The organism is Bradyrhizobium sp. DOA9, assembly GCF_000617845.2.
Classification (GTDB): Bacteria; Pseudomonadota; Alphaproteobacteria; order Rhizobiales; family Xanthobacteraceae; genus Bradyrhizobium.
In genome coordinates this window covers 3,542,996-3,567,313 of sequence record NZ_DF820425.1, presented here as the reverse complement: position 1 = coordinate 3,567,313, position 24,318 = coordinate 3,542,996, and the positions used below count along the sequence as shown (strand labels likewise).

Annotated in this window: 23 protein-coding genes; 18 read left to right on the top strand and 5 right to left on the bottom strand. The window is 65.8% G+C overall.

Annotated elements, in window-relative coordinates:
- Nucleotides 1-780, top strand: coding sequence for a class II aldolase/adducin family protein (locus BDOA9_RS16575; protein ID WP_025035071.1), 780 nt, complete (start codon nt 1-3; stop codon nt 778-780).
- 202 nt (nt 781-982) lie between these two features.
- Here the strand turns inward: BDOA9_RS16575 and BDOA9_RS16570 are convergent, their stop codons facing one another.
- The 3 genes from BDOA9_RS16570 to BDOA9_RS16560 form a co-directional block, all read right to left on the bottom strand.
- Nucleotides 983-2,377, bottom strand: a complete 1,395-nt coding sequence (locus BDOA9_RS16570; protein WP_025035070.1) for a M20/M25/M40 family metallo-hydrolase — start codon at nt 2,375-2,377, stop codon at nt 983-985.
- Between the two features lie 25 nt (nt 2,378-2,402).
- The gene (locus tag BDOA9_RS16565) at nt 2,403-3,731 is read right to left on the bottom strand and encodes a glycosyltransferase family 87 protein (RefSeq protein WP_025035069.1); all 1,329 of its coding nucleotides are present in this window, start codon (nt 3,729-3,731) and stop codon (nt 2,403-2,405) included.
- A gap of 131 nt (nt 3,732-3,862) precedes the next feature.
- Nucleotides 3,863-5,491: a helicase HerA-like domain-containing protein gene (locus BDOA9_RS16560; RefSeq protein WP_025035068.1), complete on the bottom strand. Its 1,629-nt coding sequence runs from the start codon at nt 5,489-5,491 to the stop codon at nt 3,863-3,865.
- A gap of 350 nt (nt 5,492-5,841) precedes the next feature.
- Here BDOA9_RS16560 and BDOA9_RS16555 point away from each other — a divergent pair, with 350 nt between their 5' ends.
- The 17 genes from BDOA9_RS16555 (at nt 5,842) to BDOA9_RS16475 (ending at nt 21,295) form a co-directional block, all read left to right on the top strand.
- Nucleotides 5,842-6,207 carry a hypothetical protein gene (locus BDOA9_RS16555; RefSeq protein ID WP_025035067.1) on the top strand — a complete coding sequence of 122 codons (366 nt, stop codon included), beginning with the start codon at nt 5,842-5,844 and terminating at the stop codon, nt 6,205-6,207.
- Nucleotides 6,208-6,231: 24 nt separating this feature from the next.
- On the top strand, nt 6,232-6,639 hold the full coding sequence (locus BDOA9_RS16550; RefSeq protein ID WP_025035066.1) for a DUF4332 domain-containing protein: 408 nt from the start codon (nt 6,232-6,234) through the stop codon (nt 6,637-6,639).
- Between the two features lie 238 nt (nt 6,640-6,877).
- Nucleotides 6,878-7,738 (top strand): dihydropteroate synthase, encoded by an 861-nt coding sequence (folP, locus tag BDOA9_RS16545; RefSeq protein ID WP_025035065.1) that lies wholly within the window; start codon nt 6,878-6,880, stop codon nt 7,736-7,738.
- Entirely contained in the window at nt 7,735-8,103 is a 369-nt protein-coding gene (gene folB, locus BDOA9_RS16540; protein ID WP_025035064.1) for a dihydroneopterin aldolase, read from the top strand. The genes folP and folB overlap by 4 nt, the downstream gene beginning before the upstream one ends.
- A gap of 1 nt (nt 8,104) precedes the next feature.
- Complete coding sequence (gene folK / locus BDOA9_RS16535) at nt 8,105-8,596, top strand: 2-amino-4-hydroxy-6-hydroxymethyldihydropteridine diphosphokinase (protein ID WP_025035063.1); 492 nt, start codon at nt 8,105-8,107, stop codon at nt 8,594-8,596.
- A gap of 81 nt (nt 8,597-8,677) precedes the next feature.
- Complete coding sequence (locus tag BDOA9_RS16530; RefSeq protein ID WP_025035062.1) at nt 8,678-10,549, top strand: methylmalonyl-CoA mutase subunit beta; 1,872 nt, start codon at nt 8,678-8,680, stop codon at nt 10,547-10,549.
- A complete protein-coding gene (locus BDOA9_RS16525; RefSeq protein WP_025035061.1) occupies nt 10,546-11,010 on the top strand; it encodes a GFA family protein in 465 nt (154 codons plus the stop codon). The genes BDOA9_RS16530 and BDOA9_RS16525 overlap by 4 nt, the downstream gene beginning before the upstream one ends.
- Nucleotides 11,011-11,027: 17 nt before the next feature.
- Nucleotides 11,028-13,184 carry a methylmalonyl-CoA mutase gene (gene scpA / locus BDOA9_RS16520; protein ID WP_025035060.1) on the top strand — a complete coding sequence of 719 codons (2,157 nt, stop codon included), beginning with the start codon at nt 11,028-11,030 and terminating at the stop codon, nt 13,182-13,184.
- A 58-nt stretch (nt 13,185-13,242) separates the two neighbouring features.
- The gene (locus BDOA9_RS16515) at nt 13,243-14,013 is read left to right on the top strand and encodes a DUF3298 and DUF4163 domain-containing protein (protein WP_152033644.1); all 771 of its coding nucleotides are present in this window, start codon (nt 13,243-13,245) and stop codon (nt 14,011-14,013) included.
- 132 nt (nt 14,014-14,145) lie between these two features.
- Nucleotides 14,146-15,138 (top strand): tripartite tricarboxylate transporter substrate binding protein, encoded by a 993-nt coding sequence (locus BDOA9_RS16510; RefSeq protein ID WP_025035058.1) that lies wholly within the window; start codon nt 14,146-14,148, stop codon nt 15,136-15,138.
- Between the two features lie 159 nt (nt 15,139-15,297).
- Nucleotides 15,298-15,789, top strand: coding sequence for a tripartite tricarboxylate transporter TctB family protein (locus BDOA9_RS16505; RefSeq protein ID WP_025035057.1), 492 nt, complete (start codon nt 15,298-15,300; stop codon nt 15,787-15,789).
- 4 nt (nt 15,790-15,793) lie between these two features.
- Nucleotides 15,794-17,305 (top strand): tripartite tricarboxylate transporter permease, encoded by a 1,512-nt coding sequence (locus tag BDOA9_RS16500; RefSeq protein WP_025035056.1) that lies wholly within the window; start codon nt 15,794-15,796, stop codon nt 17,303-17,305.
- Nucleotides 17,306-17,400: 95 nt separating this feature from the next.
- The gene (locus BDOA9_RS16495; protein ID WP_025035055.1) at nt 17,401-17,715 is read left to right on the top strand and encodes a nucleotidyltransferase family protein; all 315 of its coding nucleotides are present in this window, start codon (nt 17,401-17,403) and stop codon (nt 17,713-17,715) included.
- Nucleotides 17,716-18,060: a HepT-like ribonuclease domain-containing protein gene (locus BDOA9_RS16490; protein WP_025035054.1), complete on the top strand. Its 345-nt coding sequence runs from the start codon at nt 17,716-17,718 to the stop codon at nt 18,058-18,060.
- Nucleotides 18,061-18,081: 21 nt separating this feature from the next.
- Complete coding sequence (gene meaB, locus BDOA9_RS16485; RefSeq protein ID WP_025035053.1) at nt 18,082-19,068, top strand: methylmalonyl Co-A mutase-associated GTPase MeaB; 987 nt, start codon at nt 18,082-18,084, stop codon at nt 19,066-19,068.
- A complete protein-coding gene (locus BDOA9_RS16480) occupies nt 19,065-19,721 on the top strand; it encodes a pyroglutamyl-peptidase I (protein ID WP_025035052.1) in 657 nt (218 codons plus the stop codon). The genes meaB and BDOA9_RS16480 overlap by 4 nt, the downstream gene beginning before the upstream one ends.
- Nucleotides 19,722-19,924: 203 nt before the next feature.
- Nucleotides 19,925-21,295, top strand: a complete 1,371-nt coding sequence (locus BDOA9_RS16475; RefSeq protein ID WP_025035051.1) for a TIGR03808 family TAT-translocated repetitive protein — start codon at nt 19,925-19,927, stop codon at nt 21,293-21,295.
- Here the strand turns inward: BDOA9_RS16475 and BDOA9_RS16470 are convergent.
- Nucleotides 21,292-22,095: a TIGR03809 family protein gene (locus tag BDOA9_RS16470; protein ID WP_042336568.1), complete on the bottom strand. Its 804-nt coding sequence runs from the start codon at nt 22,093-22,095 to the stop codon at nt 21,292-21,294. The two genes, BDOA9_RS16475 and BDOA9_RS16470, sit on opposite strands and share 4 nt — an antisense overlap.
- Before the next feature lie 503 nt (nt 22,096-22,598).
- Nucleotides 22,599-24,314 (bottom strand): S8 family serine peptidase, encoded by a 1,716-nt coding sequence (locus tag BDOA9_RS16465; RefSeq protein ID WP_025035049.1) that lies wholly within the window; start codon nt 24,312-24,314, stop codon nt 22,599-22,601.
- Nucleotides 24,315-24,318 lie beyond the last annotated feature (4 nt).

The following is a 24,318-nucleotide window of genomic DNA, read 5'->3' as shown; positions in this document are numbered from 1 at the left end:
ATGTCGCCAGCAGAAGCCCGCCTGAGGGAAGTCCCCTCCAACATGACGGAGGCGGAGTGGCAGCAACGGGTCAATCTCGCCGCCTGCTATCGCCTGGTCGCGCTGTACGGCTGGGACGATCTGGTCGACACCCACATCTCCGCGCGCGTGCCCGGCCCCGACCATCACTTCCTGATCAATCCCTACGGGCTGATGTTCGAGGAAATCACGGCCTCCAGCCTCGTCAAGGTCGACCTGCACGGCAACCAGCTCTCCGAGAGCGAGTACAGCATCAACCCCGCCGGCTTCACCATCCATTCGGCGATCCACGAGGTGCGCGAGGACGCGATCTGCGTGCTGCATCTCCACACCCTCGACGGCACCGCGGTGTCGAGCAGCGCGGAGGGGCTACTGCCGCTGAACCAGACCGCCCAGCTCGTCACCCACGACCTCGCCTATCACGACTATGAAGGCATCGCACTGGACCACGAGGAGCGGCCGCGGCTGCAGAAGGATCTCGGCGACCACAACCACATGCTCCTGCGCAATCACGGCACGCTGACGGTCGGCCGCTCGGTCGCCTCCGCTTTCGAGCGCATGTATCATCTCGAACGCGCCTGCTCGATGCAGGTGCGCACGCGCGCCCTCGGCACGCCGGTCTATCCGGTCGAGGAGATCGCGATCGAGAAGAACACCGAGCTGTTGTCGAACCGCGACCGCGCCGAGCTGCGCGCCACCACGCTCGTGTGGCCGCCTTTGCTGCGCAAGCTCGACCGCGTCAATCCCGGCTACCGGTCTTGAAATTTTCAGGGTTTGGTGTAGGGTAACAGCAACGAACCTCTACGCCTTTTGGAATGAAACGCCGCCCAATCCCGGGCGGCGTTTTTGTTTTGGATATTCGTCATTGCGAGGAGCCCTTGCGACGAAGCAATCCAGAGTGCATCCGCGGAAGCGATTCTGGATTGCTTCGCTGCGCTCGCAATGACGTGGATAGACCGGTGCCTTACTTCACTTCCGCCAGCGCGGCGAGGATCCTTGCCCAGGAGCGGATGCCTTTCTGGAAGCTCTGCAGGTCGTATTTCTCGTTCGGCGAGTGGATGTTGTCGTCGTCGAGGCCGAACCCCACCAGCAGCGAGTCGAGGCCGAGCGTGCGCTTGAAGTCGGCGACGATGGGGATCGAGGCGCCGGAGCCCATCAGCACGGTCTCCCTGCCCCATTCCTCCGTCAGCGCCTTGCTGGCGGCCGCAAGCGGCTTCATGGTCCAGTCGAGCGCGACCGCGGGCGCGGCGGAATGGTCGCCGAACTCGACCTTGCAGTCGGCGGGAATGCGCGCCGTCACGTAATCACGGAAGGCCTTGCGGATCTTTTGCGGGTCCTGGCCCTGGACCAGACGGAACGAGACCTTGGCCGAGGCATGTGAGGGAATCACGGTCTTGGAGCCCTCGCCGATATAGCCGCCCCAGATGCCGTTGACGTCGCAGGTCGGACGCGTCGAGGCCTGCTCGACCAGCAGCCTGCCCTTCTCGCCGGCCGGAAGCGACAACCCGACCGGCTGGAGGAAGGTCTCGGGCGTGAAATCGAGCTTCTTCCATTGCTCCAGGATGTCCGGCGGCGTGTCCTTCACGCCGTCATAGAAGCCGGGAATGGTGATGCGGTTGTCGTTGTCGAACAGGCCGCCCAGGATCTTCGTGAGCAGGCGGATCGGGTTCATCGCGGTGCCGCCGAACACGCCGGAATGCAGATCGCGGTTGGCGGCGGTGATCTTCAGCTCTTCGTAGAGCAGGCCGCGCAGCGAGGTCGTGATCGCCGGCGTGTTGCGGTCCCACATGCCGGTGTCGCACACCAGCACGTAGTCGGCCTTGAACTCGTCCTTGTTGGCCTCGATGAAGGGCACGAAGTTCTTCGAGCCGACCTCCTCCTCCCCCTCGATCAGGAAGGTGACGTCGATCGGCAGCGAGCCCGTCACCTTCTTCCAGGCACGGCAGGCCTCCACGAACGTCATCACCTGGCCCTTGTCGTCCTCGGCGCCGCGCGCGACGATGATCTTGCGGCCATCGGCATGATCGGCGACGACGGGCTCGAACGGCGGACGATGCCAGAGATCGAGCGGATCGACTGGCTGCACGTCGTAATGGCCGTAAAAGATCACATGCGGCCGCCCGCCGGCTCCGGTCTTGCCGACGATCGCGGGATGGCCAGCAGTCGGCCTCACCTCGGTGGCGACACCGAGGCTGGCGATGTCCTTGGCCAGGTGCTCGGCGGCAGCCCTGCAATCACCGGCGAAGGCGGGATCGGCCGAGATCGACTTGATCCGCAACAACGAGAACAGGCGCTCCAGGCTGTTGTCGAAATCCCTGTCGATGTGGTCGAGCACGGATTGGAGCTGCGCATTGGCCATGATTGCGAATCCTGATTGTTGGGTCTTAGGAGGTCCCGGGTTTTAGCGCCGGCACGGCCTCGGGGCTAGCCGCAGGCGGCGGATGCCGGATGTGCCAGGCGAGGCACCCGGCGAGGACCGCGGTCGCAGCAAGGTTGTTGCCCCAGGCCTGGATGACGGTGGGAAACCACGGCAGCGACAGCAGCATGAGGATGCCGGCGGCCGCCAGGGCGAGCCAGGTTCCCAGCCGCACATATGCCCGCTCGTCGAAGGCGGCGCGATGCGTCAACACCGCGATCGGGAAGAACAGCCACATGAAGTAATATTGCCGGGCCAGAGGCGAGGCCACGGTCATGAGGCAGAACAGGATGCCGAGCTCCTCGGCATCCGAGCGCGTCGTCCGCCGCGCCTGCCGCGGCATGATTGCGACGAAGCCGAGCCCGAGCAGCGCCGACAGCGCGAGCACGATCCAGTTCGCCGCCCTGTAGTCGACGTCGATCACGTTCATGGTGCGCGGCGGCTTCCTGGGATCGTCCTGATTGTAGTTGATCGGCCGCACCAGGCGATGCGTGACGGCAATCAGGGATTGGTTGACCCACGACCAGTTCTGCTCGCTACGCTGGCCAAAGCCCTTTTCCGAGCTCGTCCCGACCATGCCCTGGTACCAGTTCGCCAGCTCGGCCGCGTTGCGCTCGAAGCCGCGGATCGGCGCCGGCACGACGTAGAGAAGTATGCCGGTGAAGACGATCGTGCTGACAAGGGCGGCCCATTTGCGCCGCCAGGCCAGATAGGGCAGCACCGTGACTGGAAACACCTTGATGGCGATGGCGAGTGCGAACATGAAGCCGGCGAGCCACGACCGCTGGTGCCGCAGGCTCCAGAAGCCGTAGAGCATCATCGCCAGCAGGACGAGATTAGGCTGGCCGAGGTCGAACATGTCGAACACGAAGGCCACCGTGACGACGACCGGCAGCGCCTCGAGCCACGGACCCGACGCGCGGCCCGAGCCGGTCATGACCTGGGAGAGCGTCCCGCTGTACCACCACGCCACCGCGTTCAGGATCGACAGGACGACATAGAGCGGGATCTTGCCGAACCAGCTCGGGATCGCCAGCAGGATCGCCGGCAGCGGTGGATAGATGAAATCGAAATACTCGACGGGCGTTGCGGGATAGAGCGGGCCACCCTGCAAGACCTGCTGTCCGGCCCAGTACCAGAGCAAATAGTCCTTGGTCTTGCCGCGCCCGAAGATCTCGGGCACGAGCACGTCGGCGGTCAGGAGGATGCAGAAGAACAGAAAGAGCAGATCCAGCGGCGCCCGCGACGACGGGAGTCGGGGCAGGTCAGGCTTGGCTAACGGGGTGGGCGGGGTCACGGTGCAGTCCTGAGCGGCGACGACACAGGACGTAGCAGACCGGCAGGGGCTTGGAGAGTCCCCTCACCTGAATGTGTGACATCCGGCTCCCCCGGAAGTCGATGGATTTGCCTTCCCGTCGGGCGTTCTGCCTACCGCCGCAGCAATCCGCCGAGCGCACCGCGGACCAGCGTGCGGCCGATCGAGCCGCCGACCTGACCGCCGATCGACTTGCCGAGATTGGCGGCCATCCCGCCGATGACCTGGTTGGTGACCGATCGTGTCACGTCGCGGGCGATGACCTGGCCGGTCGACAGACGGCCGCGCTTGACGTTGGTGCCGAAGATGGTGCCGACGATCGCGCCCAACTGCCCAAGGATTCCGCCGCCTGCGCCGGCTCCACCATTTGGTGCGTCGGCAGGCGCAGCCGTGCCGGCCACGCGCTTCTGCAGCATCTCATTGGCGGACTCACGATCCACCGCCGTATCGTATTTGCCCTTCACCGGGCTCCTGCTCATGATCGCCTTGCGCTCCTCGGGCGTGATCGGCCCGATCCGCGCCGTCGGCGGCCGGATCATCACCCGCTCCACAATCGAAGGCGTGCCGTTGCCCTCAAGGAAGGACACCAGCGCCTCGCCCTTGCCGAGCTCCGTGATCACCTTGGCGGTGTCGAGCTTCGGGTTGGGCCGGAAGGTCTGCGCCGCAGCGGCGACCGCCTTCTGGTCGCGCGGCGTGAAGGCGCGTAGCGCATGCTGCACGCGACCACCCAACTGGGCCAACACCTTGTCCGGCACGTCGATCGGATTCTGGGTGACGAAATAGACGCCGACGCCCTTGGAACGGATCAGACGAACCACCTGCTCGATCTTGTCCATCAACGCCTTCGGCGCATCGTTGAACAGCAGATGCGCCTCGTCGAAAAAGAACACCAATTTTGGCTTCGGCAGGTCGCCGGCTTCCGGCAATTCCTCGAACAACTCCGACAGCAACCACAACAGAAAGGTCGCGTAGAGCCTGGGGCTCTCCATCAGCTTGTCGGCAACCAGGATGTTGACGATGCCGCGACCGTCGCTATCGGTCTTCATGAAATCCTTCAGCTCCAGTGCAGGCTCACCGAAGAATTTCGTTCCGCCCTGGTTTTCCAGCACCAGCAGCTGGCGTTGAATGGTTCCAACCGTCGCCTTGCTCACATTGCCGAAGCTCTGCGCGGCCTTCCGGATCTCGGCTAACGGATCTTCCTCAGCATCGGGTCCCTTCTTGCCGCTGGCGGGAACGATCGCATCCAACAGCGATCGCAGATCCTTCATGTCCAGCAATGGCAGGCCGTTCTCGTCCGCGACGCGGAAGGCGACGTTGAGAACCCCTTCCTGCACCTCGTTCAGGTCGAGCATCCGCGCCAGCAATAGCGGCCCCATTTCGGTGACGGTGGCGCGGACCGGATGTCCCTGCTCGCCGAACACGTCCCAGAACACGGTCGAAAACTGGTCCGGCTGAAACTTGAGACCCATTTCGCCGGCGCGCTTGAGAATGAAGTCCTTGGCCTCGCCGACTTCCGAGATTCCGGAGAGGTCGCCCTTGATGTCGGCCGCGAAGACCGGAACACCGGCGCGCGCAAATCCTTCCGCCATCACTTGCAGCGACACGGTCTTGCCGGTTCCGGTTGCACCCGTGACGAGGCCATGGCGATTGGCGAGCGCAAGCGTCAGCCAAGCCTGCTCGTCTCCCTTGCCGACGAAGATCTTGTCGTCGGTATCGCCGAGCTTGCTGTCCTGTGCGGTCATTATTCCCTCTGATCTCTCACGTGTGTTTCGCTGTTGAAACCCGGATACACCCGCTGTGCAGTTTAACGCATGTTGTTGACTGATTGAAACGGCTCGACGCGCCCTGGGACATGCTAGATCGTCGCAAACAAATCGCCGACATCAGCCAAAAGTCGGAACGAGGCGTTCGCACCGCGGCAACTTTTCCGCAATTCCATCTCCGCCCTTGCATCGCTGCAACACTTTTCGCGCGTTCGAAGCTGAATCGCGGCGGGGCGTGCGTTCATCGCTTGTATTTCACATCACACCGGCTCAAGATCATTTTCGAAAGCAATATTCCGGCATGCAAACCGGCTGAGGGGCGGGGTCTTATGGACGAGCTGATCGGACGGCTGGCGACAAACGCCAGCATAGATGGTGCTGTCGCTGAAAAGACCGTCGGCATTATCCTGGCCTTCCTTCGCAGCGAGGGCCCTTCCGACAGCGTGCAGGCCCTGATCGACCAGATCCCCGGAGCGGAAGCTGCGATCGAAGCGTCCAGGAGCGGTGGCGGCCTGTCGCGGCTGATGGGCGGCGGCTTGATGGCCGTCGGCACCCGCCTGATGGGCCTGGGGCTCGGCATGTCCGAGATTCAGAACGTCGCCCGTGAACTTTTCCGCTACGGGCGAGACAAAATCGGAGCGGATCAGATGGGCAAGATCATCGCGGGGACGCCGGGCCTCAGCCAGTTCGCCTGAGCGACGCTTTTCACATCGAGCATCATGACATATCCGATTTCCGAGATTGAGGGCCTGCCGGCCTTTGCCGCCAACAAGTTGAAGGCGCAAGGAATCCGCACCACCGACGCGCTGCTCGAGGCGGCCTCCACCGTGAAGGGCCGCAAGGCGCTTTCGGCCAAGACCGGCATCAGCGAGCAGCAATTGCTGGAATGGGCCAACGTCTCCGACTACATGCGGATCCCCGGCATGGGCAGGGCCAAGGTCGGGCTCGTCCGCGCCGCCGGCGTCACCACCGTTCGCGAGCTCGCCTATCGAAATCCGGCGAGGCTGGCGCAGAGCATGCGCGAGGCCAACGAGAAGAAGAAGCTCGTGCGCCTGCTGCCTTCCGAGAAGTCGGTCGGCGACATCATCGCCAAGGCCAAGAAGCTGCCGCCGAAGATTACGTATTAGCTCTGCGCTGGGTCTCGTGTCCCGGACGCGCTGCAACGCCTTAAGCGTTGCTGCGCAGAGCGGGGACCCAAACTCCAAGACAGCTCTCGGTGACATGGGCCCCGGCTCTGCAGCGCACCGCTGAAGAAGCGTTGCGCCGCGTCCGGGGCACGAGAGCATTCATCCAGCGCCACGTCCGGCCATGCTTAAGGGCCCAATCCGTCTTGACTCCCCCTCCCCGCCCGCTAAAGCGGGCCGCATGAACGCCTCGCCCTCCCCTTCCGTCCCGCCGGCCGGCTCGGCCGGCATCGACGCGCTGCGGGCGCTCGTAGGCCGGCCGCTTCCTGCGGTGATGGGCGTGCTCAACGTCACCCCGGATTCCTTCTCCGACGGCGGCGCGTTCATCGCGCCGGCGCGGGCGCTGGAGCGGGCGCGGGCGATGATCGCCGCCGGCGTCGACATCATCGATATCGGCGCCGAATCCACCCGGCCCTACAAGGGCGCCCGGCCGGTCACGGCGGCGGATGAGCTCGCGCGGCTGAAGCCGGTGCTGTCGGACGTCGTGGCGCTCGGTGTGCCCGTCTCGATCGACAGCATGAAGGCGGAGGTGGTCGCCTTCGCGCTCGACCAGGGCGCCGCGATTGCCAACGACGTCTGGGGCCTGCAAGGCGATGCCGGCATGGCGCCGCTGATCGCCGCGAGGGGCGCCCCGGTCATCGTCATGCACAACCGCGACAGCGTCGATCCCGCCATCGACATCGTCGCGGACATCAAGACGTTCTTCCTGCGCGCGCTGGATATCGCCGCAAAAGCCGGCATCGCGCGCGAAAAAATCGTGCTCGATCCCGGCATCGGCTTCGGCAAGACTGCCGAGCAGAGCATGGCCGCGCTGGCGCGCTTGCGCGAGCTCGACATGTTCGGCCTGCCGATCCTGGTCGGCGCCTCGCGCAAGCGCTTCATCGCCTCGGTGTCGCCGTCGGAACCAACGGAGCGGCTCGCCGGCTCGATCGCGGCGCATCTGATCGCCGCGCAGCGCGGCGCCAGGATCATCCGGACCCATGACGTCGCCGAAACCCTGCAGGCCCTGCGGGTGGCGCAGGCCATCGAGAGCAAGCAATGACCGACACGATCTTCGTCACCGGCCTGTCGATCCATGCCCGCCACGGCGTGATGGATCACGAAACCGAGGTCGGCCAGCGTTTCGTCATCGATCTCGAGCTTTATACCGACCTGTCGGAGCCTGCGCGCAGCGACCGGCTCGCCGACACGGTGTCTTACGCCGAGGTCGTGGCGACGACGACGGCGGCCTTCAAGAACACCAATTACAAGCTCCTGGAGCGCGCAGCCGGCGCGGTGGCCGATGCCATCCTGTCGCACTTCCCGCGCATCCGCGCGGTGAAGGTCACCGTGCACAAGCCGCACGCGCCGATCGCCGCGATCTTCGACGACGTCGGCATCGTGCTGACGCGCTCGCGGCATCCCTAGCATGGCGAGCGTGCTGATCGCACTCGGCGGCAATGTCGGCGATGTCCGCGCGACGTTCAAGAAGGCGATCGCCCATATCTGCGGCATGGCACAGGCGGCGCTGATCGCGCGCTCGTCCGATTATACGACCCCGCCCTGGGGCGACGAGGACCAGGATCCCTTCATCAATGCCTGCATCGAGATCGAGACCAGCCTCGATCCGCACGCGCTCTTGTTCGTGCTGCAGAAGGTCGAGCAGAAATTCGGCCGCACGCGGGAGAAGGCGAGACGCTGGGGGCCGCGCACGCTCGATCTCGACATGATCGCCTATGACGACGTCAACTTGCAGAAGCCCGACCTGACGCTGCCGCACCCGCACCTGTTCGAACGCGCCTTTGTGCTGGTGCCGCTGGCCGAAATCGCGCCCGACCGCGTGATCTCGGGCGTTCGTGTGCGCGACGGGCTTGCCAGCGTCTCCAGCGGCGGCATTGAGCGGCTTCCGGATACCGGTTAACCAAAAACAACCGTTTGCAGGGACGGTCTGCCGTGGCAATTTCGCCTGCGAATAACAAGATGTTCGGGAGCCCCTCGCCGCATGACCTCCGTGACTGACGACCTGAAGCTGGCGGCGGATTTTCCCAAGGCCAGCTTCGAGGACTGGCGCAAGCTGGTCGACGGCGTGCTGAAGGGCGCGCCGTTCGAGAAGCTGGTCGGCAAGACCTATGACGGCCTCAAGATCGATCCGCTCTATCCGCGCGCGAGGGGCGTTGCGCCGGTGCTGGGCCGGGCGCCGGCTGCGCCGTGGCAGGTCGTGCAGCGGATCGACCATCCCGACGCGGCGCTCGCGAATGCGCAGGCGCTGCAGGATCTGGAGAACGGTGCCACGGGCCTCTCGCTGGTGTTCGCCGGCGCCAATGGCGCGCGCGGTTTCGGCCTGGAACCTTCGGCCGATGCGGTGGCGAAGGTCCTGAAGGACATTCATCTCGACGCCGGCATCGGCATCGAGCTCGAGATCGGACCGCAATCGCGGATGGCCGCGATCCACGTCGCGGAATATGTGAAGAGCAACGGCCTCGATCCCGCCGCTTGCAACATCCGCTTCGGGCTCGATCCGCTCGCGGCCGGCGCGGCGTGGGGCCACAGCCCCTATACCTGGGACGAGATCGCCCCCGCGATCACGGGCGCCATCAAAGGCCTCGCCGGGCTCGGCTTCAAGGGGCCGTTCGCCTCCGCCGACGGCCGGGTGATCCATGATGCCGGCGGCTCGGAGGTGCAGGAGCTCGCCTTCGTGCTCGCCTGCGGCGTCGCTTACTTACGCGCGATCGAAGGCGCTGGCATTCCGCTGGAAGCTGCGCAGGGCATGATCTATGCGCGGCTCGCCGCCGATGCCGACCAATTCCTGACCATGGCCAAATTCCGCGCACTGCGGCTGCTCTGGGCACGCATCGAGAGCGCCTGCGGGCTGACGCCGAAACCGCTGTTCATTGCCGCCGATACCGCTTGGCGCATGCTGACGCAGCGCGACCCTTACGTGAACATGCTGCGCGCGACCATGGCGAGCTTCGCGGCGGGGCTCGCCGGCGCCAACGCCATCACCGTGCTGCCGCATACGCTGGCACTCGGCCTGCCCGATCCGTTCGCGCGGCGCGTGGCGCGCAATACGCAGCTTCTGCTGCTGGAAGAAAGCAACCTCGGCAAGGTCAGCGATCCCGCGGCCGGCAGCGGCGGGATCGAAACGCTGACGGCGCAGCTGTGCGAAGCGGCATGGGCCCTGTTCCAGGAGAGCGAGAAGGCCGGCGGTGCGTTCGCAGCGCTTCAGCAGGGTGTGTTCCAGAGCAAGGTCGCGGCCACGCGCAAGGCGCACGAGGCCAACATTGCAAAGCGCCGCGACGTGCTGACCGGCGCCAGCGAGTTTCCGAACCTGCATGAGAGCGAAGCCAGTGTCCTGAAGGCAACGCCGATCGCGCTTTCGCCCTATGGCGAGCAAAAATACAAGTTCGCGGCGCTGCCGCCGATCCGTCTGGCGGAACCGTTCGAGGCCCTGCGCGACAAGTCCGACGCGATGTTGACCGCGCGTGGCGCACGGCCAAAAGTGTTCCTGGCCAATCTCGGCACGCCCGCCGATTTCACCGCGCGCGCGACGTTCGCGAAGAGCTTCTTCGAGGCCGGCGGCATCGAGACCACAGGCGGCGAGGGCTTTGCCGATTCGGCCAAGCTGGCTGCGGCCTTCAAGGCCTCGGGCGCCGAGCTGGCCTGCCTGTGTTCCAGCGACAAGGTCTATGCGGAACATGCCGAAGCGGCAGCAAAAGCCCTGCAATCGGCCGGCGGGCGACATATCTATCTGGCAGGCCGCCCGACGGATGCCGAGGCGGCGCTGCGGGCCGCCGGCGTCACGGGTTTCGTCTTCGCCGGAGGCGATGCGCTTGCGACACTGCAGGACGCCTACCGACGGATGGAGCAGCCATGACCGACACCAGCAAACCCGTTCTCACCGGCGGCTGCCAATGCGGCGCCGTGCGCTTTGCGGTCTCGGCGGCGCCGACCAGGGTCTCGATCTGCCACTGCCGGATGTGCCAGAAGGCGAGCGGCGCGCCGTTCGCCTCGTTCGCCGATATCAACAAGACCGATTTCGCCTGGACCAAGGGCAAGCCGTCGTTCTTCCGCTCCTCCTCGATCGCCGATCGCGGCTATTGCGCCGCCTGCGGCACGCCGCTGAGCTTCGGCCGCATCGACGGCGACCGCATCGAGATCATGACCGGCACCTTCGACCGTCCGGACCACGTGGTGCCGACACGGCAATATGGCACCGAATCCCGGCTCGGCTGGGTGGTCGGCATCGCCAATCTGCCGAGCCAGACCACACAGCAGAATTACGGACCGGAGAAGATGGCGACCATCGTCAGCCATCAGCATCCGGATCATGATTGATAGATATGGTTGAGACCATGAGCCGTATACCTGACTTCGCAAACGTCACCTTCGAGCGCGCCGCCACCACAGCGCCTACCGGCAGCGCCGAGCCGTGGCTGACGCCCGAGGGCATCCTGGTGAAGCCCGCTTATGGCGAGGCTGATCTGGCCGGCCTCGATTTCCTCGAGACTTATCCCGGCATCGCGCCGTACCTGCGAGGCCCCTACCCGACCATGTATGTCAACCAGCCCTGGACGGTCCGGCAATATGCCGGCTTCTCCACGGCGGAGGATTCCAACGCGTTCTACCGCCGCAACCTCGCGGCCGGGCAGAAGGGCCTCTCGGTCGCCTTCGATCTCGCCACCCACCGCGGCTACGACTCGGACCATCCGCGCGTCGGCGGCGACGTCGGCATGGCCGGCGTTGCCATCGATTCCATCTACGACATGCGCACGCTGTTTGCAGGGATTCCGCTCGACCAGATGAGCGTGTCCATGACCATGAACGGCGCGGTGCTGCCGATCCTCGCGCTCTACGTCGCCGCCGCCGAAGAACAGGGCGTGCCGCCGGAGAAGCTGTCGGGCACCATTCAGAACGACATTCTGAAAGAGTTCATGGTGCGCAATACCTATATCTATCCGCCGGCGCCCTCGATGCGGATCATCTCGGACATCTTCGCCTACACCTCAACGAGGATGCCGAAGTACAACTCTATTTCGATCTCCGGCTATCACATGCAGGAGGCCGGCGCGACGCAGGACCTCGAGCTCGCCTATACGCTCGCCGACGGCGTCGAATATTTGCGCGCCGGCCTTGCCGCGGGGCTCGACGTCGACCGCTTCGCGCCGCGCCTGTCGTTCTTCTGGGCGATCGGCATGAATTTCTTCATGGAGGTCGCCAAGCTGCGGGCGGCGCGCCTGCTCTGGGCCAAGCTGCTGAAGCCGTTCAATCCGAAGGACCCGCGCTCGCTGTCGCTGCGCACGCACAGCCAGACCTCGGGATGGTCGCTGACCGCGCAGGACGTCTTCAACAACGTGATGCGCACCACCGTGGAAGCGATGGCGGCGACGCAGGGCCACACCCAGTCGCTGCACACCAACGCGCTCGACGAAGCGCTGGCGCTGCCGACGGATTTCTCGGCGCGCATCGCCCGCAACACCCAGCTGTTCCTGCAGCAGGAGAGCGGCACCACCCGCATCATCGATCCCTGGGGCGGCTCGTATTATGTCGAGCGGCTCACGCGCGACCTCGCCGCCAAGGCCTGGAGCCACATCCAGGAGGTCGAGGAGCTCGGCGGCATGGCAAAAGCCATCGAAGCCGGCGTGCCGAAGCTGCGCATCGAGGAGGCCTCGGCCAAGACGCAGGCGCGGATCGATGCCGGCAAGCAGGCGGTGATCGGCGTCAACAAGTACAAGCCGACCGACGAGGACAGGATCGAGATCCTGAAGGTCGACAACACCAATGTCCGCCGGCTTCAGATCGACAAGCTCAAGCGGCTGAAGGCCGAACGCAACCAGCAGGAGGTCGATGCCGCCCTCGCCGCGCTGACGCGCTCGGCCGGCGAAGGCAACGGCAATCTGCTGGCGCTCGCGATCGACGCGGCGCGCGCCAAGGCGACCGTCGGCGAGATCTCGGACGCGCTGGAGAAGGTGTTCGGCCGGCACCGCGCCGAGATCAAGTCCATCACCGGCGTCTACAAGCGGGAGGCGTCCAGCATGGGCAACCAGGTCGAGAAGGTTCAGGCGCTGATCGACGCCTTCGAGGAGGCCGAAGGCCGCCGCCCGCGCATCCTGGTCGCCAAAATCGGCCAGGATGGCCACGACCGCGGCCAGAAGGTGATTGCGTCCGCCTTCGCCGATATCGGCTTCGACGTCGACATCGGGCCGCTGTTCGCCACCGCGGATGAGGCCGCGCGGCAGGCGGTCGAGAACGACGTGCACATCCTCGGCGTCTCTTCGCTCGCCGCCGCCCACCTCACCGCGGTGCCGGAGCTGAAGGCCGCGCTGAAGAAGCAGGGCCGCGACGACATCATGATCATCGTCGGCGGCGTGGTGCCGCCGCAGGATTACGATGCGCTCTACGCCGCTGGTGCCGAGGCGATCTTCCCGCCCGGCACGGTGATCGCGGACGCCGCCGAGGAGCTGATCCGCAAGCTGAACGCCCGGCTGGGGCATAGCGAGGCGGCGGAGTAGCTTCGCGTCGCATCTCCGACAAGAAGGACTTTGCGTGATGGTTCTCGCGCCGACGTTCATGCGCGCGCTCGCTGCTGCTGCGGTTTGCACCACGCTGTTCGGTCCCGCTCACGCCGCCGACCCCAAGCCCGACGCCGTCGTCAAGACCAAGAGCATCGAGGCGCGCGTGTTCCTCGATGACAGGATCAAGGCGGATGCGGCGCTGGCGGCGGACTGCCTCGCGGAGGGAAGGAAATGGCTCGACAAGAATGCCGCGGAAGCCGCCGCCGCGCGCAAGGCCGATCCGCAATTCTCCAGGGAAGGCGGTTGGGAGTTTGAGCGCAAATATGAGATCCGCTCGATCGTCGCCGACCGCTATGTCAGCATCCTGCGCAACGACTACATCAACACGCGCGGTGCCCACCCCAATTCGGACGTCAACACGATCCTGTGGGACAAGGCCGACAACAAGCGCATCTCGATCCGCCCGTTCTTCGCCGAGACCGCGGACAATGGCGCGACCATGAAGGCGATGGTGAAGGCCGTGATCGCCTCGCTCAAGGCCGAGAAGCAGAAGCGCGACGCCGGCGAGACCGCGACCGACGAATGGTTCAAAGAGCTGAAACCGAGCCTGCTCAAGATCGGCGCGGTGACGCTCGCGCCCTCCACCGAGGCTGGCAGGAGTTCCGGCCTCACCTTCCACTATCCGCCCTATGCCGTCGGTCCCTACGCCGAGGGCGAGTATGTCGCTTTCGTGCCATGGGAGGTGCTGAAGCCGTACCTCGCGCCGGCCGGCGCGCGCATCTTCGGCGGTGCGCGACCTAAAGGCGATGCGGAGGAGCCGCAATGATCATGATTTGAGCAGCATTTCGCTGCTCACAGCGTAGTGGTAGCGCTACCTTGCGGCGGTGACGCAAAGCCGACTAGAATACCGGAATTGACAAGAGCGTCCGACATCACGGGCGCCGCTGGGAGGTATTCAATGTCCAAGATTTCGCGCCGCACCTTTGCGGCTTCCACCGCCGCAGTCGCGGCCTCCGCTGCTTTCGGCTTCAAACCCGCGCTCGCACAAGCCTATCCGGCCCGGCCGGTCACTGTGATCGTGCCCTGGGGCGCCGGCGGCGGCACCGACGCCACCGCGCGTATCGTCGCGGCACTGCTGGAGAAAGACCTCGGCCAGCCCTTCAACGTGGTCAACCGCACCGGCGGCTCCGGCGTGGTCGGCCATAGCGCGATCGCGACCGCGCAGCCCGACGGCTACACGATCGGCATGCTCACGGTCGAAATCTCGATGATGCACTGGCAGGGCCTCACCGAGCTGACGCCGAAGAGCTACACCCCGCTGGCGCTGATGAACGAGGATCCGCCCGGCATCCAGGTCTCTTCCTCCTCGCCCTACAAGACGGTCAAGGAGCTCGCCGACGCGATCAAGGCGGCGCCTCCCGGCAAGTTCAAGGCTTCCGGCACCGGCCAGGGCGGCATCTGGCATCTGGCCCTCGTCGGCTGGATGCAGGCGATGGGCCTGCCCGCCAACCAGGTCGCCTGGGTGCCGTCGAATGGCGCAGCGCCCGCGATGCAGGATCTCGCCGCCGGCGGTCTCGACCTCACCACCTGCTCGGTGCCGGAGGCGCGCGCGATCATCGAGGCCGGCAAGGCCAGAAGCCTCGCCATCATGGCGCCGGCGCGCAATCCGGTGTTCAAGGACGTGCCCACGCTGAAGGAAGCCATGGGCATTGACTACGCAACCGGCGCCTGGCGTGGCATCGCCGGGCCGAAAAACCTGCCGCCGGAGATCGCAACCAAGCTCACCGCAGCGCTGAAGAAGGTCTACGATTCCGCCGAGTTCAAGGACTTCATGAGCAATCGCGGCTTCGGCACCGTGTGGGGCGATGCGGCCCATTTCACAGGCTTCATGGACAAGGGCGATGCCCAGATGGGCGAGGCGATGAAGGCCGCGGGCCTGAGCAAGGCGTGAAGGACTGAGCTCTTCACATCGTCATTGCGAGCGTAGCAAAGCAATCCAGAATCCCTCCACAGAACGACTCTGGATTGCTTCGCTACGCTCGCAATGACGGAGTGCATATTCGATAGCCCCGCCGCGCGCGAGGCAGAACATCTCTCACAGGGCCTCCTCATGCGTCTTCCCGACTCCGTCACGGGATCGTTTCTCGTCGTGCTCGGCGCGGCTGCCGCCTATGGCGGCTACATTCTGCCGCCGGTGCCGGGGCAGCCGGTCGGCCCCAACGTGTTTCCGCTGGTGATCGGCTGTGGCCTTGCGCTGTGCGGACTCGCGATCGTGTTCGGCATCGGCCATTCCTTCGAAGAGGAGGAAGAACTGGTCCCGTTCGAGGACGGCCAGGCGGCAGCCCCGCCGCCGCAGAGCAGGCTCTACGGCCTGCGCGCGCTGCTGCCGCCGGCGCTGCTGCTGTTCTACGTCGTTGCCGCCGACCGGCTCGGCTTCATCATCACCGCGGCGATCATGGTCTACGTGACCTCGACTGCGCTCGGAGCGAAGTGGAAGCTGGCGCTGCCGCTCGCGGCGCTCTCACCCTTCGCCATCCACCTCATCTTCGGCAAGCTGCTGCGCGTGCCGCTGCCCGCCGGCCTGTTGCCGGCGCCCTGGTAATCCCATGCTCAAGACCCTGATTGATGCGTTCGCGCTGATTTCCACCTGGGAAGTCATCATCTCGATGTTTGCCGCCTCGGTGTACGGGCTGGTGATCGGCTCGCTGCCGGGCCTGTCGGCGACGATGGCGACCGCCCTGCTCGTCCCCGTCACCTTCTACCTGTCGCCGATCGCGGCGATTGCGACCATCGTCGCGGCCTCCTCGATGGCGATCTTCTCCGGCGACATTCCCGGCGCGCTGCTGCGTATCCCGGGCACGCCCGCCTCCGCGGCCTATGCCGATGAAGCCTACGCCATGACGCGCAAGGGCCAGGCCGAACTGGCGCTAGGAGCCGGCGTGTGGTTCTCCGCCGTCGGCGGCATCGCCGGTGTGCTGTCGCTGATGATCCTGGCGCCGCCGCTCGCCGAGATCGCATTGTCGTTCTCGACCTTCGAATATTTCTGGCTGGCGCTGCTCGGCCTGATGTGCGCCACCCTGGTGGCGCGTTCCTCGCCAGTGAAGGCGATCGCCGGCATGTTCATCGGCCTGCTCGTCGCCTGCATCGGCATCGAGAATCCCGGCGGCATCCCGCGCTTCACCTTTGGGCTTACGGACCTGTTCGGCGGCATCGAGCCGATCCCGGCGCTGGTCGGCGTGTTCGCGGTGGCGCAGGTGATGCGCGCGATGCTGACGCCGGAACCACCACCGCTGCCGCGACGAAAATTCGGGAGCATCATGGCCGGCCAGTGGAGGCTGACCAAGCTGTATCACTGGCAGATGACGCGCGGGAACATCGTCGGCATCATCATCGGCGTGCTGCCCGGCGCAGGTGCCGACATGGCCGCCTGGGTCTCCTATGCGACGTCGAAGCGCTTCTCCAAGGAGCCGGAGAAGTTCGGCACCGGCCATGTCGAAGGCCTGGTCGAGGCCGGCGCCAGCAACAATGCCAGCATCGCCTCGGGCTGGGTGCCCTCGCTGCTGTTCGGCATACCCGGCGACACCATCGCCGCGATCGCGATCGGCGTGCTCTACATGAAGGGGCTCAATCCCGGCCCGACGCTGTTCACCGAGAAGGCGTCGAGCATGTACGCGATCTATCTGATGTTCATCATCGCGAACATCATGATGATCCCGCTCGGCATCGCCATGATCCGCGTCGCCGCCTACATCCTGCTGGCGCCGCGCTCGGCCATCATGCCGATCATCATGCTGTGCTGCGCGGTCGGCTCGTTCGCGATCGGAAACAACATGTTCGGCGTCGTCACCGTCGCCGCCTTCGGCGTGATCGGCTACGTGATGGAGGCGAACGGCTATCCCGTCGCCGCCATGGTGCTCGGCATCGTCATGGGCACCATGGTCGAGCAGGCCTTCGTGACCTCGCTGATCAAGTCGGACGGCAGCATTTTGCCGTTCTTCGAGCGGCCGGTCGCGGCCATCCTTGCCGCGATGGCGATCGGCGCGCTGCTCTGGCCGGTGATGGTGTGGATCTGGCGCAAGGTGAAACCGGTGCAGACGGCGGCGGCCACGAGCCGGTGATATTGGCCGCGCGGGCCTCGTCTCCCCCGGCCGGATGAACCGAGTTGTCTCCGCTATCACTGGGCCGGGCGGCTACCCTATGCTAGTATCCGGCCATGACCGATGTCGCAGACATTCCCCTCCAAACTCTCATCGGGAAGCTCCGAGAGCTTGCTCCCGCCTTGAGGGCTGCGGGCGTGAAACGGCTGCACATCTTTGGATCGCGCGCCCGCGGTGACGCGCGGCCGGATAGTGACCTCGACGTGCTGGTCGAAACGACCTCGCGCGAAGAAGCGCCGCGGTTCGACTATTTTAAGGTCCTACACCTGATCGAGGACCATGTCGGCGTTCGAGTGCAGATATCGATGCGGGACTTGTTGAAGCCGCGCATGGCCGAGCGGATCGCGGACGATCTGATCGAGGTCTTCTGAATGCCGCCGACCGTCGAAGACCGGCTGCTCGATATTTTGGAAGCCATATCGGACATTGAAGATGTCACGAAGGGCCTCACATTCGATCAATTTGTCTCCGAAAAGACCTCCCGTCTCGCAATCGAGCGCCTTCTCGAGATCATCTGCGAGGCATCGAGATTCATCCCGGATGAGGTCAAGCGAACGGAGCCTGGAATCGATTGGCGCAAGATGATCGATTTTGGAAATCTTCTGCGTCATGCCTACCATATGACGAAGGCCGAGATCGTTTGGGATATCATTCAAACACACCTTCCGCCGTTGAAATCCTGCGCTGAGAGACACGTTCGCATGTCAGGCCGCTAGCGGCTGGACGCGAAAGCAACGATGACCAGTCCCAAATCCATCGACATCAAGACCCTCTCCCGCGACGTGCGCGCCGGCAGTCGCGCGGCCCTCGCCCGTGCGATCACGCTGGTGGAGAGCCGGCGCAGCGACCACCAGGCGCTGGCACGCGAGCTGGTGCAGATGCTGCTGCCCGACACCGGCAAGGCGTTTCGCGTCGGCATCACGGGATCGCCCGGCGTCGGCAAATCCACCACCATCGATGCGCTCGGGACCTATCTGATCGAGCAGGGCAACAAGGTCGCCGTGCTCGCGGTCGACCCCTCCTCGGCGCGCAGCGGCGGCTCGATCCTCGGCGACAAGACGCGGATGGCGCGGCTCTCGGCGTCGAACGATGCCTTCATCCGGCCCTCGCCGTCCTCGGGCACGCTCGGCGGCGTCGCGGCGAAGACGCGCGAGGCGATGCTGCTCTGCGAGGCCGCCGGCTTCGACGTCGTGCTGGTGGAGACCGTCGGCATCGGCCAGTCCGAGACCGCGGTCTGCGACATGACCGACTTCTTCCTCGCCCTCATGCTGCCGGGTGGCGGCGACGAACTGCAGGGCATCAAGAAGGGCCTGGTCGAGCTCGCCGACATGATCGCAATCAACAAGGCCGACGGCGACAATCTCAAGCGCGCCAAGATCACCGCCGCCGATTATCGCGGCGCGCTGCATATCCTCAGCCCACGGTCCGAGCATTGGCATCCACCGGTCGAGACCTATTCGGCGCTGACTGGCGAGGGCATCGCAAAGATCTGGCAGAAGGTTCTGGATCACCGCAAGGCGATGAACGCGTCCGGCGATTTCGCCGCACGGCGGCGCGAGCAGCAGGTGAAGTGGATGTGGTCGATGCTGGAGCAGCGCATGCTGGCGCGGCTGCGCAGCGAGGCGTCGGTGCGGTCGAAAGTCCGCAAGATCGAGGCCGAGGTCGCCGATGGCCATCTCACGCCGGCGCTCGCCGCCGAGCAGATCCTGGAGTTGCTGCAATGAGCGACAAGCTCCGCATTCTCCTCACCGGCTTCGGTCCGTTTCCCGGCGCGCCCCATAATCCGACCCAGCCGCTGGTGGCGCGGCTGGCCCAACTTCGCCGGCCCGCGCTCGACGATGTCGCGCTCTCGAGCCACATCTTCCCGGTCACCTATGCCGCGGTCGACCGCCAATTGCCCGACGTGCTCGCTGCGCAAAAGCCCGACGCGCTGCTGATGTTCGGCCTCGCCGCCCGCACGCCGTACCTGCGCATCGAGACCCGGGCGCGCAACGCCGTCACCATGCTCTGGCCCGATGCCGCCAACACCCGCTCGGCCAAGCGCGGCATCGCCGGCCATGCGGACGCGATGATGTTCGGTCCGCACACCGCAAGGCTGCTGCGCGCCGCGCGCCTCACCGGCATCGACGCGCGCCCCTCGCGCGATGCCGGCGCCTATCTCTGCAACTATTTGAGCTGGCGCGTGATCGAGCACGTGAAGACGGGCGGGCCCAGGCTCGCGGCCTTCATCCACATTCCCCTGCTCGCGCGCAGCGGCGCCGTTCGCCGCAAGGGCGCGGCCCGCATCACGCTGGAGGAGCTGGTGGATGCGGGGGAAGCGATGCTGATGGAGATGGTGCAGCTGGCACGGAAGGCGCGGAACACGAAGGTCTCGTAGGGTGGGCAAAGCGAAGCGTGCCCACGTCTTCTCTTGCAGTATTTGACAGGTGGTGGGCACGGCGCAAGGGCGCCTTTGCCCACCCTACGACACCGTCTCTTGCGTAAACATTTAACCCTACCGCGAACAATCCCCGCACTCTCGCCCGCCCTGCGCTACCTAGTCCCCCGCGGACACCTCCCGCGTCCGCCGGAGGACGCGTCATGGACCTCAATCGCCGTCGTCTCATCGGGGCTTCGACCGCTGGCATTGCCGGTGCGCTCGCCATGCCAGTCGAGGCCGCGCGCGCCGCGCCGCTGACGTCGCTGCTCGGACGCGATGCCAGCCAATACGGCGTGCGGCCCGGCAGCAGCGAGGACCAGACTCGCGCGCTGCAGCGTGCCATCGACGAGGCCGCGCGGGCGCAGTTGCCGCTCGCCTTGCCACCCGGCGTGTACCGCACCGGTCTGTTGCGGCTGCCGAACGGCGCGCAGCTGATCGGCGTGCGCGGCGCGACCAAGCTCGTTTTCACCGGCGGCGCCTCGGCGATCCAGAGCGACGGCTCCGATGCGATCGGCCTCACCGGCATCACCTTCGACGGCGGCGGCATCCCGCTGCCGACACGGCGCGGCCTGATCCACGTCCTCGGCGGGCGCGACGTCCGCATCACCGATTGCACGATCACGCGCTCGGGCGGCAGCGGCATCTGGCTCGAGCAGGTGGCCGGCGACATCTCCGGCAATATCTTCAACGACATCGCGGTGACGGCGGTCGTGTCGTTCGACGCCAGGGGCCTCGGTGTCTGCCGCAACACGATTCTCGGCACCAACGACAACGGGATCGAGATCCTGCGCACCGCGATCGGCGACGACGGCACGCTCGTCGCCGACAACCGCATCGAGAACATCAAGGCCGGCCCCGGCGGCTCGGGCCAATACGGCAATGCCATCAACGCCTTTCGCGCCGGCAACGTGATCGTGCGCGGCAACCGCATCAGGAACTGCGACTATTCGGCGGTGCGCGGCAACTCGGCCTCGAACATCCACATCACCGGCAACAGCGTCAGCGACGTGCGCGAGGTCGCGCTCTATTCCGAGTTCGCGTTCGAGGCCGCGGTGATCGCCAACAACATCGTGGACGGCGCGGCCGTCGGCGTCTCCGTCTGCAATTTCAACGAAGGCGGCCGCATCGCGGTGGTCCAGGGCAACATCATCCGCAATCTGATCCCGAAGCGGCCGATCGGCACCGCGCCTGATGACGATGCCGGCGTCGGCATCTACATCGAGGCGGATTCTTCGGTGACCGGCAACGTGATCGAGAACGCGCCGTCCTACGGCATCGTCGCCGGCTGGGGCAAATATCTGCGCGACGTCGCGATCACGGGCAACGTGATCCGCAAGGCGCTGGCCGGAATCGGGGTCTCCGTCGTGCCCGGCGCCGGCACCGCGCTCGTCAACAACAACATGATCTCCGAGACGCCGCGCGGCGCCGTGGTCGGCCTCGATCACGCCCGCGCGGTGACGTCGGACCTGTCAGCCGACGGCGCACAGCGCTTCGCGCAGCTGGTGGTCGGCGGCAATGCGGTTCGGCGCTAGAACGCGTTCCGCAGCAGCGGGTACTTCGCTTCCAGGCCGTCGAGGCTGAAGGTGAATTCGACGACGCGCTCGGGGGCGGCGACGATTTCCTCGGCGGGCGGGGCGAACTGCGGCAGCAGCGCCGCCATCGCTGCAGGCGCGGTTTTCGGCGGCTTCGCGGCAGGTACCGGCGGCCTCACTTCCGGCGCGGTGAATGGCGCGGTTGCAGCCGGCTGCGCGAGCGGCGGTCTCACGGCAGGTGCGGTGAACGGGGCCTTCGCAGCGGAAGCTTCGAGCGGCGGCATCCCGGCAGGCGCGGCGAACGACGGCCAGGCTACCGGCATGGCAAGCGGCGTGATCGGGGCTTCGGTGATCTCCGCGAGCACGTCCGGTTTCGGGTCGAGCCTGACCAGCGTGGCGGTCTCGGGAGCGATGTGAACGGCCTTTGGCTGCAAGGTCTTGAGCTGCAAGGTATTGGGCTGCAAGGTATTGGGCTGCACGGTCTGCGCCTGCTCGCGCGGCGCCATGCGGGGCATCGTCGCCGGCGACCAGCCGAATGCCGGCGTCACGCTCGCAGCCGCCTCGGCGACGTCCCCGCCGGTCGCAAGCGCGCGCCAGGTCTGAACGGCGCGCTTGGCCTCCTGGATGTTTTCGAGGAATGCGATCTCGGAATGATAGCGGCGCCAGCGGCCCGTCTCGAACATCTCGGAGAGATGTTGCAGGCGCTGCTCGGCGAGAGCGCACCAGCGCGCCGCGATTTGGCGGCTCCCAGCCGCGTCGCGAACGAATTCTTCGCGAACGAATTCTTGGCGATGTGTCATGAACCAGCCCGTCAGGAGAAACACGGACGCGGGGGACGCAACGCACACGAATCAATTTAGACGCGACATGAATATTTTGTGGAAAAGTTTTGACTTGTCCAGCAACGACGCGGCATTGGTCATCGACTACCGTAGTCGTGCGGAGAATTGCTGGGTTTTCGAGTCAAGCTTCGCACAAGCATGACGGAGTTGCGGCATGCCGCGCACGCGGCAGCGACCGACGCGGTGGCGATCTTCAACCGCAAGCTGAACGGATGCGAAGCTTCGAAAAATCGGACGCCCAAAAGAAAAAATCGATCGCCCCAAAAGAAAAGACCCGTCCGGGGGGACAACCGGACGGGTCGAGCCATATGGGCGCTTGGGGTGGATGGGCGCTCGCGCCTGATATGACTGATGGGGAGGGATGACCGCTCCCACATCAGTTGGTCGTGGCAGCGGGCTGAACGTTCAATGCGCGGTTTGATTTTCCAAACTTCGGCGTACGCGCAAAGTTGTCGCAGCGACTACCGTGTCGCCGGCCTATCTGCCTGAGAAACCGCGGATTTATCCTCCGCACTCGACAGCGAAGGCTGCTCGATCGCGCGGATACCCGGCTCCTCGCGACGCTTCGGAGCATCTTCACGTTTTGTTGTACCCGAGGCAGCAGCGACCGGCGTCGCGCTGTCGGCGGGAATAGCCATGACGGCGGCAAACGCGTCGGCCTGACCGTCGCCGAAGAGGTCGTCACGCCCGGGTGAGCCGAGGTCGCGCGCGGTCTTCACCAGCGTCATGCGTAGCGCTTCCGGCTTGAGTGCGTAGTTGCGCTCGAGCAGCAGCGCCGCGACGCCTGAGACATAGGCGGCTGAGAACGAGGTTCCCGACGTCATCTGGTATTTGCCGTCGGGTGCCGGCAGGAAGATGTCGACGCCGGGAGCCGCGACGGCGATGTAGTTGCCGCGGTTGGAGGCAGCGAACAGCCTGTCCTGCCGATCTGTCGCGCTGACCGCAATCACGTTGGGATTGGCAGCCGGATAGAGCGGCGGCGATTTCGCGCCGGCATTGCCGGCGGCCGCGATCAGCACGAGACCACGCGCGGCGGTCGCCGCGATCGCGCGCTCGATCACCGCGTCCTTCGGGCCGGCAAAGCTCATATTGACGATCTGCGCGCCGTGCTCGGCGGCGTAATTCAGGGAACGCAGGATGATGTAGGACGAGCTCTCCGCACCGCCATTGGCACCGCCAAAGGCCCTGATGGCGATGATGCGGGCCTCGGGCGCGCTGCCCATCAGACGGGCATGGGCCGCGATCGCCCCCGCGATGCCGGTGCCGTGGACATGCGGCCCTTCGGCACTGCCGAGCGCGTCGAAATTGTCGGCGATGGAATTGGCAAGTTCGGGATGCCGAGCGTCGACGCCGGAATCGATCACGGCGATCGTGACGTTGGCCCCGTGCGCCAGCGTATGGGCCTGCGGCAGGCGGAGCTTTGCCAGTGCATATTGTGCAGGATCGCCCTCGGTCGCGGCCGACGATTTCTGGTCCTGGAGCACGTAGCGGAAGTTCGGCTGCAGCGAGCGCACGCTGCCGTCGGCCGCGAATTCGCGCCGCACGGTTTCGTAGGGCCGGCCATCAGCGATGCGGAACAGGCCGAACGTGGCTCCGATCAGCGGGAAATTCTCGGAAGCGAGCCGGGTCAGGCCGTGGCGACGCGCCAGTTCGTCGGCTTCGGCCGTCGACAGCGCGCCGTCGATCTCGGCGACGAATTCCCCTGCGAAGCTGCGGGCGGTCAGCGCGACCGGCGTGTCGTTGCCGCGCCCCTTGCCGGCGCTCTTCTTGCCGGATTTGCCGCTGCCCTCGCCGCCTGCATTCGCCTGCGCCAGACATTCGCCGTCGGCAGCACGGTAGGGCGCGGTGCAGGCCGGATAAAGGTTGGGCGAGTAACGCGCGTAGGGCAGCACCGTCGTCGGCGGCCGGATACGCGACGTGGTGGTATGGGGAATGGTCGCCATCGTCCGCGGGCCGCGGTCGACGCTCACCGGGCGCACAGCGATGTTCGGGCTGATCCGGGGGGCGATGTTGGGAGAGATGGTCGGCGTGCGCGAGGGCACGCTGATCGTGGGCGCGCGCATGATCGCCTGCGCCTGTGCAATCTCGACTCCGAAACAGGAGGCGACCAGAAGCGCAACGCCGATGGATGAAGCGCAGGCCCCGGCGCGCACCCTGCTGTCGGATTTGCCCGTCATCGGT